This is a genomic window from Gracilibacillus marinus (assembly GCF_042651725.1).
Lineage (GTDB): Bacteria > Bacillota > Bacilli > Bacillales > Amphibacillaceae > Gracilibacillus > Gracilibacillus marinus.
Map to the genome: position 1 here is coordinate 1,125,638 of NZ_JBHSDV010000001.1, position 17,026 is coordinate 1,142,663.

Here is a 17,026-nt window from a genome sequence, read left to right on the forward strand (position 1 = left end):
GATTATGTAATATCTTTATTCGTTCTGCTATTTTTTAAATAAATCAATTGATCATGACCTTCCATCTTGGTAAATGAATCTGGATAAATGTATAGTTCATCACTTCTTATATAACCAACTAACCAGTATTTTTGCGTGGAAAAATCATTTACTAATTTGTTGAAATCTTGATTAATCCATTCTTTTTTTAATGGAATTGTGCAAAATTGTTGCTCTGTTAACAGTTTTGTTATAATTGAATTAGTTTGACTTGATGAATGATAAAGTGTTTGTAAGAACAATGCACTCATAAATTGATTTGCTCTAATAATGTTGTCGCAACCTGCACGTATTGCATTGGTTTCATGTGTTTCTGTAAGTATTTCAGCAATGATATGAACAGATGGGTGATTTCCCTTCGTTGCAATAATATTTAGAATGGTTTGTCTGTCAGCATCTTCTTCTTCTAACGATGGATCTGCAGTTATAATGATATGTGTGGCACAAGCAATATTCGCTTTCTTTAGAATGTGATCAGAAGTAGGATCACCATGAATAAAATGAATACGATGTTTTTGATAGGACACTTTTTTTAATGATTGATCAATCAAGACAATCTCTTTTTTAATTTGATTATGTTGAATCATATCCACTAATCTTTTTGTTCGTTCATTCCAACCAACTATTATGACATGTTCTTGACCGTGATAGGATATCTTACCCTCTGTTAAGTTTTTTTCATGTGTAATTGTCGCAGCTGAAATAGTAGCCATATAAAAAGTTACTAAGCCACCCCCAGCTAGAATGAGCAACATACCGATTAATTTTCCTGTTGTACTTAATGGTACATAATCTCCGTATCCGACAGTGGATCCAGTCACAAATGCCCACCACACACCATCAAATAAGGATGGGAAATGAGCAGGTTCGATTAAGTGAATACTGAAACCAAATAATAGCATGGTAATAATAACCGTTAACAATAATCTAACAAAGATGGGCAAATGAAAATAAAATTGCATGCATTTGTTCCAAAGCATAGACATCACCTAGTTCGACTTTTTAAGAATTCATTATTTTCTTATTTTGGTCATTTTTAGTATATTTATGCAATCAAGTTGAAGTTTTACTATATTGGAGGAATGATTATATGAATCAAAAACATTTAGAATTTTTATTCGACTTATTACATACACCATCACCATCTGGCTATGAAATGGAAATCCAAAGAAAATGGATGCAATATGTAAGACCTTTTGCGGACAAAATAGAAACAGATCATGCCGGAAATGCGATTGCTATCGTCAATCCTGATGCACCATTTCATATTCTCTTAGCAGGACATTGTGATGAAATTGGATTTATTATTAATCGTATTGATGAAGATGGTTTTGTCTATATAGATAAGCTTGGCGGAATAAATGCCAAAGCAGCTATTGGTATGAAAGTACAGTTAATTGGAGAGCATTCTTCATTAGATGGGGTGATTGGTGTCAATGCACAACACCATGGTGGGATAAAAGATGACTTTGATGTAGAAGATTTGTTTATTGATTGTGGGGCAACGAGTAAAGCAGAGGTCTTGCAACATGTTCAAATCGGTGATTTAGTCGTGTATCGAAGAGAATCAGAAGTGTTAATGGACCGCTATATTTCAGGGCGTGGACTTGATAATCGGACAGGTGCATTTATTGTTGCGGAAGTAGTTAGAAGGTTAAAAGAGAAAAAGTTGAATATCGGTTTATATGCTGTAAGCACAGTCAATGAAGAAACAAATATGGGTGGTGCATACTTTGCTGCTGCGGGTTTAAAGCCTGATTGTGCGATTGCGTGTGATGTTACATTTGCAACAGATTATCCATCTGTTAATAAACGAAAACATGGGGATATTAAGTTAGGAAGTGGACCTGTCTTAGCTAAAGGTGCACCAATTAATAGAAAGTTGAATCAGTTGTTAGAGAATACTGCGAAACAGTTAAATATGCCTTTGCAATATGAATTAACTCCTCGTTATACAGGCACAGATGCAGATAAAATGAGATTGACAGGAAATGGTGTTCCGATTAGTCTTGTTTCTTTACCACTTAGGTATATGCACTCACCAGTAGAAACAGCATCGATACGAGATATAGAGGCAGAAATTACATTATTAGTTGAATTTTTATCATCACTTACTGGGGAAGAAAGCCTTAAACCTGTAGAAAGCCATCTTTAACGATTGACATGAAATATAAGGAAGGATAAGATGTTAAAGTATGCATTTGGAACAATGTGTGAGAGCAAGGAGGAGCATACTTGAATAATTTATTATTTTCGAATTCATCTTTATATCGATTTATATCTATTGCGTTATTAGGTACAATCTCTGCAGTACTTATGTTTATTAATTTCCCTTTACCGTTTCTGCCGACGTATTTGCGAATTGATATTAGTGATTTACCTGCACTATTAGGTGGATTGCTATTTAACCCGGTAGCTGCAATTGTCGTTTTAGCAATAAAAAATTTGTTGTATTTATTATTAACAGCAATATATGATCCAATTGGAGCAATAGCAAACTTTATTGCGGGTATCTTATTCGTAGTACCAGTTTCTTTTATGTATTATAAGTATCGTACGAATAAAAGTGTTTGGATTGGCTTAGTAATTGGCGCATTTCTTTTAATCGTTGGAATGTCAGTTATGAACTATTTTGTTATCTTACCTATATACAGTTCCTTTATTGGTTGGGATACGTTCACACAAAATCAAAAATGGACTTTAATTATTACAGCAATTATTCCATTTAACTTAATTAAAGCCATTCTTGTAGGTACCATATTCTATTTTATCTTTTTAAAACTGAACAAATATATAAAGAAAAAGCGCATCGATTAATGCGCTTTTTCTTTATTTTGTGGAAATGACTGCTAAAGTACAACGGGCTATTGCGATTAATTGTTCTACTTCATCGACAACTTTTATTTCCCAAATCATCGTTCGTTTTCCGATATGAATGGGTATAGCTTTTGCTATGATTTTTCCATCTTTTTTTGCTTTAATATGGTTACAATTAATCTCCAAACCTACAATAGCTTTTTCATTTGGATGGACATGTTGCATTCCCCCAAGACTTGCAGCTGTCTCAGCTAAAGCAACCGTCGCACCACCGTGTAAGTATCCCATTGGTTGTGTTACTTTCTCCGTTACAGGCATTTCAATAGTTACTAAATCTTTATTTACATGAACATATTTCATATCTAAAAGGTCCATTAAATTAGTCATTATTGTCTCCTTTATTTAAAACAATCTTTCCATCATCTAATTTTTAAAAAGAAAAAGGAAATAGAATATGAATTAGTAAGGAAAGTCCTATGAGTGCACCATAAATAGTATTTGTTTTTGCTGTTGCAGCCATTGCTGGAATCATACCGACATTCGTATGATTGGCCCGAAATGTTTGGATTACATACAATGCTTTTTTGATACTTAGTAAACTAATTAAGCTGTAAATTGGCAATATGCCGAAAGCGATATAAATAACGGTAAGAGAAAATGCAATAATCATTAACCATTTTAATAGAGAAATGGCTTTGTCTCTTCCAATTAATATAGCAATTGTTTTTCGTCCGTTCTCTTTATCTCCATCTAAGTCGCGGATATTATTTGCTAATAGAATCGAACCGATAAAAATGGCGATAGGAATAGAAACGATAATTACTTCGATAGATAAAGATAATGTTTGAATATAATAACTAATTCCAATAATTACTGTTCCCATTAATATACCTGAAAATAATTCACCAAATGGAGTGTAAGCAATTGGGATAGGACCGCCTGTATATAAATAGCCAATTAACATACATACAACACCAATAACTGCAATCCACCAACTTGAAGCGATGCAAATATAGATACCTAACACTATCGCTACACCGAAAAAGGCAAAAGCCAATCGCTTCACGACAATTGGTTGAATACCATCTCTGACGATTGTTCCGCCAATCCCAACAGAATTTTCGTTATCAAGTCCACGTTTGAAATCATAATACTCATTAAACATATTTGTTGCTGCTTGTATTAATATGGATGCCATTAACATTGCTAGGAATAAAATAAAATCAAAGGCATCATCAAGTACTGCTAACATTGTTCCAACAAATACAGGAATAAATGAGGCTGTTAATGTATGTGGTCTTAACAAACGCCACCATACATGGAATCCTGGCTTCTCATTTAAATGGTTCCCTGTTACATCTGAATTGTTTCCCATGTCTTAATCTCCTTGCTTTTATATAGTAAATTTGATGTACAACATTTTAAGTTTAGTGAAATGTTTAAAAGGTGTCAATGTAAACTGTTTGAATAATCGATATTAGGGGAAGTTAATTAACATACTTTTTCATTATTTTTTTGTTATACTATATATATGTGCTTGGATGAATGAAGAACATAAGAGAAGACAAGTGAAGAATACAGGGGAATCTTAAAGGAATGTTTCCTTTGCAATATTTACTGTCAAATACTATAATGAATAACGTTTTATGAGAAACGCCCTATTACATTGGAGGGTTATAGATGATTGAAACAAAGGGAAGAGATATAGAAGGTGTGTTGCAAACAGCACAGAAACAACTAAATAAAACGACACCTACCCTTGTTAGTATAACAGAACACATATCTAAAGTAGATCTGTTATCTTTTTTTGCTATGGGGAAAGAGCTAGGCATGAATCGAACTTTTTGGTCTGATTCTAGCCAACAACAATTTTTAGTTGGAATCGGAGAAACATATACGTTGCAAGCAAAAGAGCACACGTATGAAATGATTCAAACAGAATGGCAACAATTAATGGAACATGCTATTGTGAACAAATCGATAGAAGTATCTTCCATTGGTCCTGTCGCAATTGGTGGGTTTCCATTTGATGAAGGTGCACACCACAGTGACTTATGGCAAGGATATGAAGGAAGTAAATTTAGGATTCCTAAATATTTACTTACTGTACATGGTGCGGAGTATTACTTATCGATTAATTTATTACTTACCCAAAATTGCAACATTTCTACACTTGCTGAAGCTATTCTAAAGGAAAAAGAACAATTACTTTCCAATAAAGTTCAATTGGATATTACTAATAAAGTAATCCTTCAACATGAAGTAGATCCAATAGAATGGAAAGACCTTGTGAAACAAGTTACAAATCATATTGAAAAAACTTCTGTTGAAAAAATAGTATTAGCAAGGGAATTGCAGGTGGAATTTGCTAAGTGTTGTAACATTACTGAAGTGTTGCAACGATTGCTTGATACACAACAGAATAGTTATGTGTTTGCATGGGAAAAAGACGATGCTTGTTTTGTAGGAGCAACTCCTGAGCGACTAGTAAAAGTAACAAATGAACAATTACTTTCTACATGTCTTGCAGGAACTGCTTCAAGAGGACGAACAAAGAAAGAAGATGCAGCAATTGGACAAGCTTTATTACATGATCCAAAAAATATAAAGGAACATCAAATTGTTGTAGATATGATTTATGATGCCGTTTCTTCATGTGCGCATGATGTTGTTGTGCCTACAGAACCAGTATTATATCCATTACATCATTTGCAACATTTATATACACCTGTTGTTGCTACATTAAATAAGGGGTTTACGTTGCTTGATATTGTTAAGAAATTGCATCCGACTCCAGCACTTAGTGGATTTCCACAACAAGAGTCTATTCAATTTTTAAGGGAACATGAATCATTGCAACGAGGATGGTATGGTGCGCCAATTGGTTGGTTTGATGCTCATTTTAATGGAGAATTTGCTGTGGCAATTCGTTCTGCCTTAGTTCGTCAATCACACGCCTCCTTATTTGCTGGATGTGGTGTAGTGAGAGATTCTGATCCTGAGATGGAATATGAAGAAACAAAAATGAAGTTTACACCGATGTTAGATGCATTAGGAGGAGAAGTATGACAAATTATACCTATGATTTAACATATTATATCGGTCAATTTACGGATCAATTATACCATAGTGGTGTCCACCATGTTGTCGTTTCTCCTGGCTCTCGTTCTACGCCACTTGCACTTACAATGGCAGAATATCAACAATTTAACTTATGGGTAGATATTGACGAAAGGTCTGCAGCATTTTATGCATTAGGGATAGCGAAACGGTTAAAACAGCCTGTTTGTTTATTGTGTACGTCTGGAACAGCGGCAGCGAATTACTATCCAGCAATTATTGAAGCACATTACAGCAGAATACCGTTAATTGTGCTTACGGCAGATAGACCGAATGAATTGCGAGATGTTGGGGCACCACAAGCAATTGATCAAATAAAGATGTTTGGGGATTATGTGAAATGGTTTCATGAAATGGCATTACCTAGTAGTGAGCCAAACATGCTTCGATATGTAAGAAACCAAGCGAAAAGAGCTGTCATTACTGCGACTTCTGGTATATCTGGTGTCGTACATTTAAATTTTCCATTACGAGAACCATTGCTTCCAGATTTCTCATTAGAAGGCATTTGGGGGACACCATTTGTGGGTGTTGCTTCATACACGACTTCGACTACTAGTTTAGATGAGGCAGTACTCAACGAAATTTACGAGATGTTGAAAAAGGAGAAGAATGGAATCATTGTATGTGGACCAAATCATTTTGACCAATTGCCAGATGCTATCGTACATTTAGCTGAAAAATGGCAACTTCCAATTTTTGCTGATCCGATTTCTGGATTAAGAAATGGTTCACACAGTAAATCCCATATTATCGAAACATATGATGCGATTTTGAAATCCAATCATGTGCGCACAAACATGTCTGTAGATTTTATCATTCGTGTTGGAGCAATGCCAATCTCCAAACCATATTTGTTATGGATTCAACAACAATCGAATGTGAAACATATTGTAATTGATCAAGTCGGAGGATATAGTGAACCAGTAAATGTAGACACATACTTTCTATTCGGAGAAGTGTCCCATATTCTCAGACAATTAGCAACAGTACCTATTTCCTTTCATCCAACATTTTTAATGTCATGGCAAAAGTGGAATGCTATGGCAAAAGAAGTATTGAAAAGTAACGCGAGGAATGAATTAACAGAAGGTCATGTGATATCTGGTATCCAGTCAGTATCGGCAGATGACCATATTGTATTTGCAAGTAATAGTATGCCTATACGTGACTTAGATAGTTTTTGGTTATGTTCAGACAAACAGATAGAATTACATGCAAACCGTGGTGCAAATGGGATTGATGGCATTTTATCCTCTGCGAGCGGAATGAGTGCGACGAATAAGCGTACTACATTAGTTGTTGGAGATATCGCTTTCTTGCATAGTTTGAATGGATTGTTGATGGCGAATAAGTATCATTTGCCACTTACTATTGTTGTTGTGAATAATAATGGTGGGGGGATTTTCTCCTTTTTGCCACAAGCAAAACAAGATAGTCCCCATTATGAATTATTATTTGGTACGCCACAACAGATGACACTTTCCCATCTTGCTAAAGCATTTGATATTGCATACGAAAAACCACGTAATTGGAAGGAGTATGTACAAGCACTTACTGCTTCTTATCAAAGAAAAGATGTCACCATCATCGAAGTAGAGACAGAACGGGCGAATAATGTACAATGGCATCAAACGAAATGGGATCAAATTGAAAAAATCATGCTCGAGGAACTAGATGGTGGAACACATGTTTATTGAGGTAGACGAACATAAGTATTGGGTAGAGTGTGAAGGAAAGGGAGAGCCTCTTGTCATTTTGCATGGTTTTACAGGCTCCACTCATACGTTTCGATTTTTAAAGCACTATCTACCTGATTATCAGCTTATTCGTATAGATTTGCCTGGACACGGTCGAACTAAGGCAACAATATCTTCGATGGAAAAATGTATTGATGATGTATCCATAGTATGTAAAAAAATAGGTTTAACGAAATTTCATTTACTCGGTTATTCCATGGGTGGTAGAACGGCACTATCTTTCGCAAAAAAATATCCTATATTTGTGCAATCATTAATACTAGAGAGTGCAACTCCAGGTATAGAAAATGATGAGGAGCGGAAGAAAAGAATAAAGGCAGATGAGGAATTAGCTACCTTTATTTTAGAAAATCCGATTGAAGCATTTGTAGATTATTGGGAGGAAATTCCATTATTTTTTTCCCAAAAGCATTTGCCCACACCTCTTAAAAAAGCTATTCGTGAAGAAAGACTAGCCCAATCTAGAGAAGGACTTGCATTATCTTTAAGAACAATGGGAACAGGTACGATGCCATCATTGTGGAATCATTTATCAACGATTTTGTGCCCTGTTTGTATTCTTGTTGGTGAGAGTGATAAGAAGTTCATTCAAATTGGAGAAAAGATGATTTCTTTTATACAAAATAACGAATTTCATGTTATAAAAAATAGTGGGCATGCAATTCATGTGGAACAATCCGAAATTTTTGGTACAATAGTTAATGAGTTTTTAAAACAAAGGAGGATGTAACATGTCAGTAGAATGGACTACAGTACGTTCTTATGATGAAATACTTTACGAAAAATATAATGGAATCGCAAAAATTACAATTAATCGACCAGAGGTGCATAATGCCTTTACTCCAAAAACAGTAAATGAATTAATCGATGCATTTACATATGCAAGAGATGACTCGAGCATCGGTGTAATTGTGTTAGCTGGAGCTGGAGACAAAGCTTTCTGTTCAGGTGGAGATCAAAAAGTACGTGGTCATGGCGGATATGTTGGCGATGATGAGATTCCACGCTTAAACGTATTAGACTTACAACGACTTATTCGTGTCATTCCAAAACCAGTAGTAGCGATGGTTTCAGGTTATGCAATTGGTGGCGGACATGTATTACACGTAGTATGTGATTTGACAATTGCTGCAGACAACGCTATTTTTGGCCAAACAGGACCAAAAGTAGGCAGCTTTGATGCGGGATATGGTGCAGGATTATTAGCACGTATCGTTGGTCACAAGAAAGCTCGTGAAATTTGGTATTTATGCCGCCAGTATAATGCACAAGAAGCATTAGATATGGGACTTGTGAACACTGTTGTACCATTAGAACAATTAGAAGCAGAGACAATACAATGGTGTGAAGAAATGTTAGAAAAATCACCTACTGCTTTACGTTTCTTAAAAGCTTCCTTTAATGCAGATACAGACGGTCTTGCTGGATTGCAACAAATGGGTGGAGATGCTACATTGCTATACTACACAACAGATGAAGCAAAAGAGGGCCGCGATGCATTTAAAGAAAAACGTAAACCAGATTTCAAGAAGTTCCCTCGTTTTCCTTAATACTCTAGATTTAGCTTGAGTAAAATAGAGATTGGAACGAAAGAATTCTTTCATTACAAAAATCCAAATGATTCGAAAGCTATTTATCGAATCATTTGGATTTTGTGCGTATTTAGAAGGAAAGTGAGATGTAATTTTGAACTTAGCTATGTGCTTTACAACCGCTCCCGGCTTGTCTGTTTCCACTAAAATTTTCTATGTCTCAGTCTCTATTTGTAGTATCTGAGATATAGTATCAACTATAATAGAGGCAGATTTATTTTTAGACAGAGAGGAGATTTATAATGGAACATTGGCTTACAAAACGCGCATCCTTGTCACCAAATGCTATAGCTGTGGAAACAATAGACAATGGAACATGGACGTTTGCTGATTTATATGATGCGTCCATCGTTTTTGCAAAGAAACTTTACACTACAAGTAAAACGAACAAGCATATTGGTATACTGTCCACCAATTCTATTGAGATGATTGTTGCATTTTTTGCTTGTACATATTTACATAAGCCTGTTGTTTTTCTGAATGCACGACTTACACAAGAGGAATTAGCCATACAATGTGCGAGCGCAGATATAGACAGTGTCCTATATTCGGATACATGTGAGGCACTTACATTGACATTACCTGTTCCGTGTTATGCTTTTTCTACAATTAAACAATTAAAAGAAACGAATATCCGACTAGATGAAACGATAGCATTAGATGATATTTGTTCTATGATGTTTACTTCTGGTACAACTGGAAAAGCAAAGGCTGTGATGCATACGTATGATAATCATTGGGCAAGTGCTATTGCTTCTGCGCTTAATTTGGGGATTAGTTCAACAGATAAATGGTTAGTTTGCTTGCCGATTTTTCATATTGGTGGATTGTCGACAGTAATAAAAAGTATGATTTATGGTATGCCTATTTTACTTGTAGAGAAATTTGATGAAACAATCGTTCATCAAGCTATTATGGAGAGAAATGTATCGATTGTTTCTGTTGTTGCCGTTACTTGTAGTCGGTTGTTAAATAAAATAACTAATGAGACCTATCCATCCACATTCAGGTGTATGTTGTTAGGTGGTGGACCTGCTCCAAAAGCTTTATTAGATAAAGCAGCAAATTATCATGTACCAATCATTCAAACATATGGAATGACAGAAACATCCTCTCAAATTGTCACACTAAATCATGCGGATGCTATACGCAAATTAGGCTCAGCTGGGAAAGCATTATTTTCTGCTGAGGTGCGTGTAAATGCACAAAGGCCAAAAGAAGTCGGAGAGATTTTGGTAAAAGGGCCAATGGTATCCAAAGGTTATTATAAACAACCTGAAGCAACAGAGCGCGCACAGATGGATGGATGGTTTCGAACAGGAGATTTAGGTTATATCGATGAGGAAGGTTTTCTTTATGTAGTGGATCGTCGAAGTGATTTAATCATTTCAGGTGGTGAAAATATTTATCCTGCAGAAATTGAAAATATTCTTTTGGCCATTCCAGGTGTAGAAGAAGCGGGTGTTGTTGGAGTGGATGATGCACAGTGGGGAAAAGTTCCGGTCGCTTTTATTGTCACTTCCACACATGTAAAAGAAGAAGAGCTGCTTCAATTTTGTCATCAACGTTTGGCTAAATTCAAAATTCCTAAACATATTTTTTTTACAGATACATTACCGAGAAATGCAACAAATAAATTGCAACGTCATAAATTAATGGAACGTTTACCATAAAAAATAGCGTATTGTAGTAATTACCATTGATAAAAGAACATACATTCGTATACAATAAGTGTACGAATGTATGTTCTTTTTTATCGAGATAAGAATACATCTAATATGGAAATACTTTTTGATTTCACAGGGAGGACGCTTACGTTTTTCTTATAAGGAAGTGTAATGATGAAGAGGGTTATTTTTTTAGTTGATATGCAATCATTTTATGTATCTGTAGAAAAGGCTGATCAACCTTCATTGCAAGGGAAGCCTGTTGTTGTTGCAGGTGACCCTGAGCGCAGAAGTGGCATTATTTTAGCAGCATGTCCATTAGCCAAACAAAAGGGGGTAAAAACAGCAGAACCATTATGGTCCGCTCAAGCAAAATGTCCGAATCTTATTGTTGTACAACCGAGAATGCAACGATATATTGATATTTCGTATCGCATTACAACAATTTTTGAACAATTTACTGACTTAGTCGAACCATATTCGATTGATGAACAATTTTTAGATGTAACACATAGTCAACGTTTATTTGGCGAACCACATCAAATAGCACGAAATATTCAAGAAGCCATCATGGATGCTACAGGTGTATATTGTCGAGTTGGTATTGGTCCAAATAAAGTATTAGCTAAAATAGCTTGTGATAACTTTGCTAAAAAGAACGAAGAAGGTATTTTTCAATTAGATGAAAGTAATATGCGTCAAGTGATGTGGCCACTCCCACATGGGTCAATGTTTGGAGTTGGTAGCAAAATGCGACAACATTTGGAGAGAATGGGAATGCAGACAATTGGTGATATTGCGACATCTGCTGTAAATACATTAAAAAAACGTTGGGGAATTAATGGCGTCGTATTATGGCAAATCGCTAATGGGATAGATACCTCACCAGTAACTCCCAAAACACATAATCAACAAAAAGCAATTGGACATCAAATGACATTACCCTACAATTACGAAACAGAAGAAGCAATCAAAGTGATTTTATTAGAATTAAGTGAAGAAGTAGCTTATCGCGCTAGAAGAAAGGGATATCGTGGTATGACAGTATCCGTCGGAGTGAGAGGAGTCGATTTTAATGTGCGGACAGGGTTTTATCGTCAAATAAAATTGACTTCTCCTACAAATAATGGGATGGATATTTTTGAGGCTGCGTATCGATTATTTGTTTTGTATTGGGATAAAGAACCAATTAGAAGTGCAAGTATTGCATTATCTCGATTACAATCATCTACAAGTCATCAATTAAACCTATTTGATAATACAATAAAAGATGAGAAATTAAATGAAGTAATTGATACAATCCGAGCGAAATATGGGCGTACATCTATTTTACGAGCGTCTTCTTTGACGAAAGATGGGCAGGCATTTGCTAGAGCGGAGAAAATTGGAGGACATTATAAATAGGAGGTCAATAGGATGAAACATTCCAAGTTAACTTTAGGATCAAATATATTATGGGAATCAAGTCGTATGATGTTGCCAGAACATAAAGAAGTATTAGTGAAACATCAGCAACAATTGAATAAAAAAAAGAAACCAATTGTAGATGAGCAGCAGTTAGAAGAATTTTCACTAGTAATTCAAGAAGCTCTAGAATATGACTTTCCAGTAGCAGTTCGTCTGTTCCATCCATACAGAGAGGACATGAAAATAGGGAAAATAAAAAAAATAGACATGTTTACACATGAATTACAGTTAATTTGTCAGGAAGGCATCATCCGAATTAATGTACAAGACATTGTTCATCTCTCAATCACTAATTGATAAACATTATCATTGACTTTTGCTATGAAAACAAATACACTAAAGACATGAATTCGTTCGATAGGACAGAAGACCAACAGACGTTTATGAATGATGTCAGCAAGGGAGATGTCTAAATGGAAACATTGATAGCAAAAGACTTGACGCTCGGATATGGGGAAGAAGTAATTATAGATGCACTTGATATAAAAATTCCAAAAGGTGAAATAACGGTATTTATTGGTGGAAATGGTTGTGGGAAATCTACACTATTGCGATCACTTGCGCGTCTATTGAAACCAAAGCAAGGAAATGTCATCTTAAATGGAGAAGATATTGCAAAAGTACCTACAAAAGATGTAGCAAAACAATTAGCTATTTTACCACAAAGTCCAACAAGTCCAGAGGGATTGACAGTAGAAGAATTAGTAAGACAAGGTAGACACCCATATAAGACAATGTTTAGAAGATGGTCAAATGAAGATGAGCAAGCAGTAACAGAAGCATTAGAAGCTACGAATATGTTATTCCTTAAAGATCGTGCAGTGGATTCTTTATCTGGTGGACAACGCCAAAGAGCATGGATTGCAATGACATTAGCACAAGGTACAGATACTATTTTGTTAGATGAACCGACAACGTATTTAGATATGACACATCAAATAGAAATATTAGATTTATTATTTGAATTAAATGAAAAAAGAAAAAGCACTATTGTCATGGTGTTACACGACTTAAACTTAGCATGTCGCTATGCACACCATATTGTTGCGATAAAAGATAAAAAAGTATATGCCCAAGGAAAACCAGAAGAAATAATAAGTGGTGGTTTAGTACATGAAGTCTTCCGTATGAAGTGTGATGTGATGTATGATCCAATGTTTGGTACACCAATGTGTATTCCACATGGAAGAGGACGCTGTCTCATCAAGCAAGCAGTGGAAGAAGCAAAACAACAAATGCAAACAGTATAAATATAGAAAAAAAGAGAAATCCATTGAAAAAAATCCAATGCATTTCTCTTTTTTTATTTTACACCTTCTTTCGTATGTTTTTCTAATTAGTTACATAACATACATACTAGAGGTGAAAAAAATGACGAAAAAAACATACTATGTCAATATAGCCACACAAGAAATTTCACAAATCCCATATGGTACAAATACACAATTTACGATTGAAGCAACAGATGAAGAAGTGTTTTTATTACGCGAAAAGTTCAATGAAGTGAGAAGTGCTGAGTTTAGCACATATATACGTGCACATATACCATTTGTTCCATATCATAATGATCCAGAAAATGATGCATATGATGAAGGATTAAGCGGTGCCTATCAAATGATTTATAAGCTAGGTACAGAAGAAACAAAAGCAGGGATGAAGCGGGAAAAAATCGGAGAAGATTATTTAGAAGAGAAGTAAACAAATGCTTAAGAAAAAGCTTGCATTATCTATATCAAGAAACTTTTTTGCATGAAATATCGTCAATATATATATATAAAGATGTTTAAAAAGTTGAAGATAGGTTAAATAATTAATGAAAGAGATAGGGTGAGGGGGAAAACACAATGAAAAAAATCATAACAACAATCACACTAACTGTATTTTTGGGAATGGGAATCATTATTTTTAATCAATTAGTGAATACAGATATGATACTAGAAGGAAAAACAATCAATGGAACAAAAAAAGTGGTGTATACGAATTATGAGTATGCGTCGAAACGTTTTGAAAAGGAAAATAATGATACGAAAGAACAAGTAGAAACACCATTAACAGAGAAGAAAATTGCGACATTAATGGATGATTTCATGGATACGTTAGTGCAAGATATTCATGAAAATAATCAAGTATTGCACTACAATTCAAAAGAGGAATTATTAAAAGCATTTGATGCCATTGCAAAAAGGGATGTAGTACAACCATTTGTTGATTTTTATTATATAGAAGAAGCGGATAAATTATATGTAGTACCAACAGAGACGCCTGCATGGTTTGTATCAACAAACAAATACGAAAGAGAAGATATAAGTGAGCAAGAAGTAATGATTACACAAGCAAATGTTTCTGATTTACACGGTGAGTACACAATAAAAGTGAATTTTGAAAAAGTAAACCAGGAATGGAAAATTGCGAAGATTAGCTACGAATGATTAGCAAAAAAGAAAGAAGCAAGGTACAATATTTATTATGAAAACTTTTAATGATTATTATAACAATAAAGTAAATTTGTCGTTTGAAGATCATCCATTTGATTCTTCACCAAAGCATGTGTGGGTAATTTGTCGATATAAGGGAAAGTGGTTATTAACGAAACATCTAAGCAGAGGATTAGAGTTTCCTGGAGGAAAAGTAGAGAAGAATGAGACAGCAGATGATGCTGCACTACGTGAGGTAAATGAAGAAACAGGAGCAAAAGTAGATCAATTATATTATATTGGGCAATATTGTGTAGAAAGTAGGTACCAATCGATTGTAAAAAATATCTATTTTGCAACAATAAAAGAGCTCACAGAACAAACAAGTTATTTTGAAACAGCAGGACCAGTCCTATTAGAAGAAATACCAACAAATATTAAGCACAATGAAACATTTAGTTTTATTATGAAAGATGATGTTTTAACATACAGTCTAGCATATATTAAGGAAAGATTGAGTAGCTAATTTTATCTACAAAAATTAGCTACTCTTTATTTGCTGTATAAATATCCTTTTTTAATCATACATAGAAGCAAGAGAAATATGTCATTTTTCAAAAAATAGTAATTGACTTTATATGGCGCTTTAAGGTACGATATAGACTAGAATTAGGGTATAGTGTTTACAAATGCTAGTAGAAATAATATGAAAAATAGATGCGGTTGAATAACCAACTAATATTATCGGATTAACCTGAATGATATCCGTGCATTTTTAAACAAAAAAATGTATAGTGAAGATAGATGGAAAATGTAAGTTCATGACGCTATATGTCTAATTGAAAGTTTCATGGATAGTTTTTAAGGAGGAAGTAACAAAGATGGTAAAAAACAGACGTTTATTTACATCTGAATCTGTAACAGAAGGACATCCAGATAAAATATGTGATCAAATTTCTGATGCGATTTTAGATGAAATTGTAAAGAATGACCCAAATGCAAGGGTAGCATGTGAAACAACTGTAACAACGGGATTAGTGTTAGTATCAGGTGAGATTACAACAAATACTTATGTGGATATACCTAAAATTGTTCGAAACACAATTAAAGAAATCGGATATACACGAGCAAAATATGGTTTTGATGCAGAGACATGTGGTGTGCTTACAGCAATTGATGAACAATCTCAAGATATTGCCGAAGGAGTAAATCAGGCATTAGAAGCAAGAGAAGGTACAATGACTGATGATCAGATTGAAGCAATTGGTGCAGGGGATCAAGGGTTAATGTTTGGTTATGCGAATAATGAAACAAAGGAATTAATGCCATTACCGATTAGCTTAGCACATAAATTAGCAAAAAGATTAACAGATGTAAGAAAAGATAAAACATTAGATTATTTACGACCTGATGGTAAAACACAAGTTACGATTGAATATGATGAAAATGACAAACCTGTTCGTGTAGATACAATTGTTATCTCCACACAACACCATCAAGATATCACATTAGAACAAATTCAACGAGACATTAAAGAATTTGTAATTAAGCCAGTAGTTCCAGAAGCATTATTGGATGAGGATACAAAATATTTCATTAATCCAACAGGACGATTTGTTATTGGAGGTCCTCAAGGGGATGCAGGGCTAACAGGACGTAAGATTATTGTAGATACATATGGCGGCTATGCACGTCATGGTGGTGGAGCATTCAGTGGGAAAGATGCAACAAAAGTAGATAGATCTGGTGCATATGCAGCACGTTATGTTGCAAAAAATATTGTTGCAGCGAAATTAGCAGATGCTTGTGAAGTCCAATTAGCATATGCGATTGGTGTCGCACAACCAGTGTCTATTTCTATTAATACGTTTGGAACTGGAAAGTATACAGAAGAAGAGCTAGTAGAAGCTGTACGTAATCATTTTGATTTACGCCCTGCAGGGATTATCAAAATGCTAGATTTAAGAAGACCAATTTACCGTAATACAGCTGCTTATGGACACTTTGGACGTACAGATATAGAATTCCCATGGGAACAAACAAATAAAGTAGAAGATTTAGTATCTTACTTGTCAAAAAGATAAAGAACATATAAAATTAAATAATTGAGATACTAAGGTCAAGTGCCGATGTGTACTTGGCTTTTTCTC

General features: G+C 34.7%; 17 protein-coding genes. 14 read left to right on the forward strand and 3 right to left on the reverse strand.

The window, feature by feature from the left end; genetic code table 11:
• Positions 1–2: 2 nt before the first annotated feature.
• On the reverse strand, positions 3–1,001 hold the full coding sequence (locus ACFOZ1_RS05070; RefSeq protein WP_390196629.1) for a potassium channel family protein: 999 nt from the start codon (positions 999–1,001) through the stop codon (positions 3–5).
• Positions 1,002–1,129: 128 nt separating this feature from the next.
• On the opposite strand from ACFOZ1_RS05070, the gene ACFOZ1_RS05075 reads away from it, so the two are divergent.
• Together ACFOZ1_RS05075 and ACFOZ1_RS05080 are read left to right on the forward strand one after the other, a co-directional pair.
• On the forward strand, positions 1,130–2,194 hold the full coding sequence (locus tag ACFOZ1_RS05075; protein WP_390196631.1) for a M20/M25/M40 family metallo-hydrolase: 1,065 nt from the start codon (positions 1,130–1,132) through the stop codon (positions 2,192–2,194).
• An 80-nt stretch (positions 2,195–2,274) separates the two neighbouring features.
• On the forward strand, positions 2,275–2,856 hold the full coding sequence (locus tag ACFOZ1_RS05080) for an ECF transporter S component (protein WP_390196633.1): 582 nt from the start codon (positions 2,275–2,277) through the stop codon (positions 2,854–2,856).
• Between the two features lie 12 nt (positions 2,857–2,868).
• On the opposite strand, the gene ACFOZ1_RS05085 is transcribed toward ACFOZ1_RS05080, so the two are convergent.
• Complete coding sequence (locus ACFOZ1_RS05085) at positions 2,869–3,243, reverse strand: PaaI family thioesterase (RefSeq protein ID WP_390196636.1); 375 nt, start codon at positions 3,241–3,243, stop codon at positions 2,869–2,871.
• A 43-nt stretch (positions 3,244–3,286) separates the two neighbouring features.
• Positions 3,287–4,231 (reverse strand): 1,4-dihydroxy-2-naphthoate polyprenyltransferase, encoded by a 945-nt coding sequence (locus ACFOZ1_RS05090; RefSeq protein WP_390196639.1) that lies wholly within the window; start codon positions 4,229–4,231, stop codon positions 3,287–3,289.
• A gap of 305 nt (positions 4,232–4,536) precedes the next feature.
• On the opposite strand from ACFOZ1_RS05090, the gene ACFOZ1_RS05095 reads away from it, so the two are divergent.
• The 12 genes from ACFOZ1_RS05095 to metK all read left to right on the forward strand — a co-directional run bounded on the left by ACFOZ1_RS05095 (position 4,537) and on the right by metK (position 16,960).
• A complete protein-coding gene (locus ACFOZ1_RS05095; protein ID WP_390196641.1) occupies positions 4,537–5,925 on the forward strand; it encodes an isochorismate synthase in 1,389 nt (462 codons plus the stop codon).
• Positions 5,922–7,676 carry a 2-succinyl-5-enolpyruvyl-6-hydroxy-3-cyclohexene-1-carboxylic-acid synthase gene (gene menD / locus ACFOZ1_RS05100; protein WP_390196643.1) on the forward strand — a complete coding sequence of 585 codons (1,755 nt, stop codon included), beginning with the start codon at positions 5,922–5,924 and terminating at the stop codon, positions 7,674–7,676. The genes ACFOZ1_RS05095 and menD overlap by 4 nt, the downstream gene beginning before the upstream one ends.
• Positions 7,666–8,466, forward strand: coding sequence for a 2-succinyl-6-hydroxy-2,4-cyclohexadiene-1-carboxylate synthase (menH, locus tag ACFOZ1_RS05105; protein WP_390196645.1), 801 nt, complete (start codon positions 7,666–7,668; stop codon positions 8,464–8,466). The genes menD and menH overlap by 11 nt, the downstream gene beginning before the upstream one ends.
• Position 8,467: 1 nt before the next feature.
• Positions 8,468–9,286 carry a 1,4-dihydroxy-2-naphthoyl-CoA synthase gene (menB, locus tag ACFOZ1_RS05110; protein ID WP_390196648.1) on the forward strand — a complete coding sequence of 273 codons (819 nt, stop codon included), beginning with the start codon at positions 8,468–8,470 and terminating at the stop codon, positions 9,284–9,286.
• 284 nt (positions 9,287–9,570) lie between these two features.
• Entirely contained in the window at positions 9,571–11,001 is a 1,431-nt protein-coding gene (locus tag ACFOZ1_RS05115) for an o-succinylbenzoate--CoA ligase (protein WP_390196650.1), read from the forward strand.
• Between the two features lie 165 nt (positions 11,002–11,166).
• On the forward strand, positions 11,167–12,399 hold the full coding sequence (locus ACFOZ1_RS05120; RefSeq protein WP_390196653.1) for a DNA polymerase IV: 1,233 nt from the start codon (positions 11,167–11,169) through the stop codon (positions 12,397–12,399).
• 12 nt (positions 12,400–12,411) lie between these two features.
• Positions 12,412–12,759: a YolD-like family protein gene (locus ACFOZ1_RS05125; RefSeq protein ID WP_390196655.1), complete on the forward strand. Its 348-nt coding sequence runs from the start codon at positions 12,412–12,414 to the stop codon at positions 12,757–12,759.
• Between the two features lie 116 nt (positions 12,760–12,875).
• Positions 12,876–13,712 carry an ABC transporter ATP-binding protein gene (locus ACFOZ1_RS05130; RefSeq protein ID WP_390196657.1) on the forward strand — a complete coding sequence of 279 codons (837 nt, stop codon included), beginning with the start codon at positions 12,876–12,878 and terminating at the stop codon, positions 13,710–13,712.
• Positions 13,713–13,833: 121 nt separating this feature from the next.
• The gene (locus ACFOZ1_RS05135) at positions 13,834–14,160 is read left to right on the forward strand and encodes a hydrolase (RefSeq protein ID WP_390196660.1); all 327 of its coding nucleotides are present in this window, start codon (positions 13,834–13,836) and stop codon (positions 14,158–14,160) included.
• A 146-nt stretch (positions 14,161–14,306) separates the two neighbouring features.
• Positions 14,307–14,891 (forward strand): hypothetical protein, encoded by a 585-nt coding sequence (locus ACFOZ1_RS05140; protein WP_390196662.1) that lies wholly within the window; start codon positions 14,307–14,309, stop codon positions 14,889–14,891.
• 37 nt (positions 14,892–14,928) lie between these two features.
• On the forward strand, positions 14,929–15,402 hold the full coding sequence (gene ytkD / locus ACFOZ1_RS05145) for an RNA deprotection pyrophosphohydrolase (RefSeq protein WP_390196665.1): 474 nt from the start codon (positions 14,929–14,931) through the stop codon (positions 15,400–15,402).
• 355 nt (positions 15,403–15,757) lie between these two features.
• Positions 15,758–16,960 (forward strand): methionine adenosyltransferase, encoded by a 1,203-nt coding sequence (gene metK, locus ACFOZ1_RS05150; RefSeq protein WP_390196668.1) that lies wholly within the window; start codon positions 15,758–15,760, stop codon positions 16,958–16,960.
• The last annotated feature ends 66 nt before the right edge of the window (positions 16,961–17,026 follow it).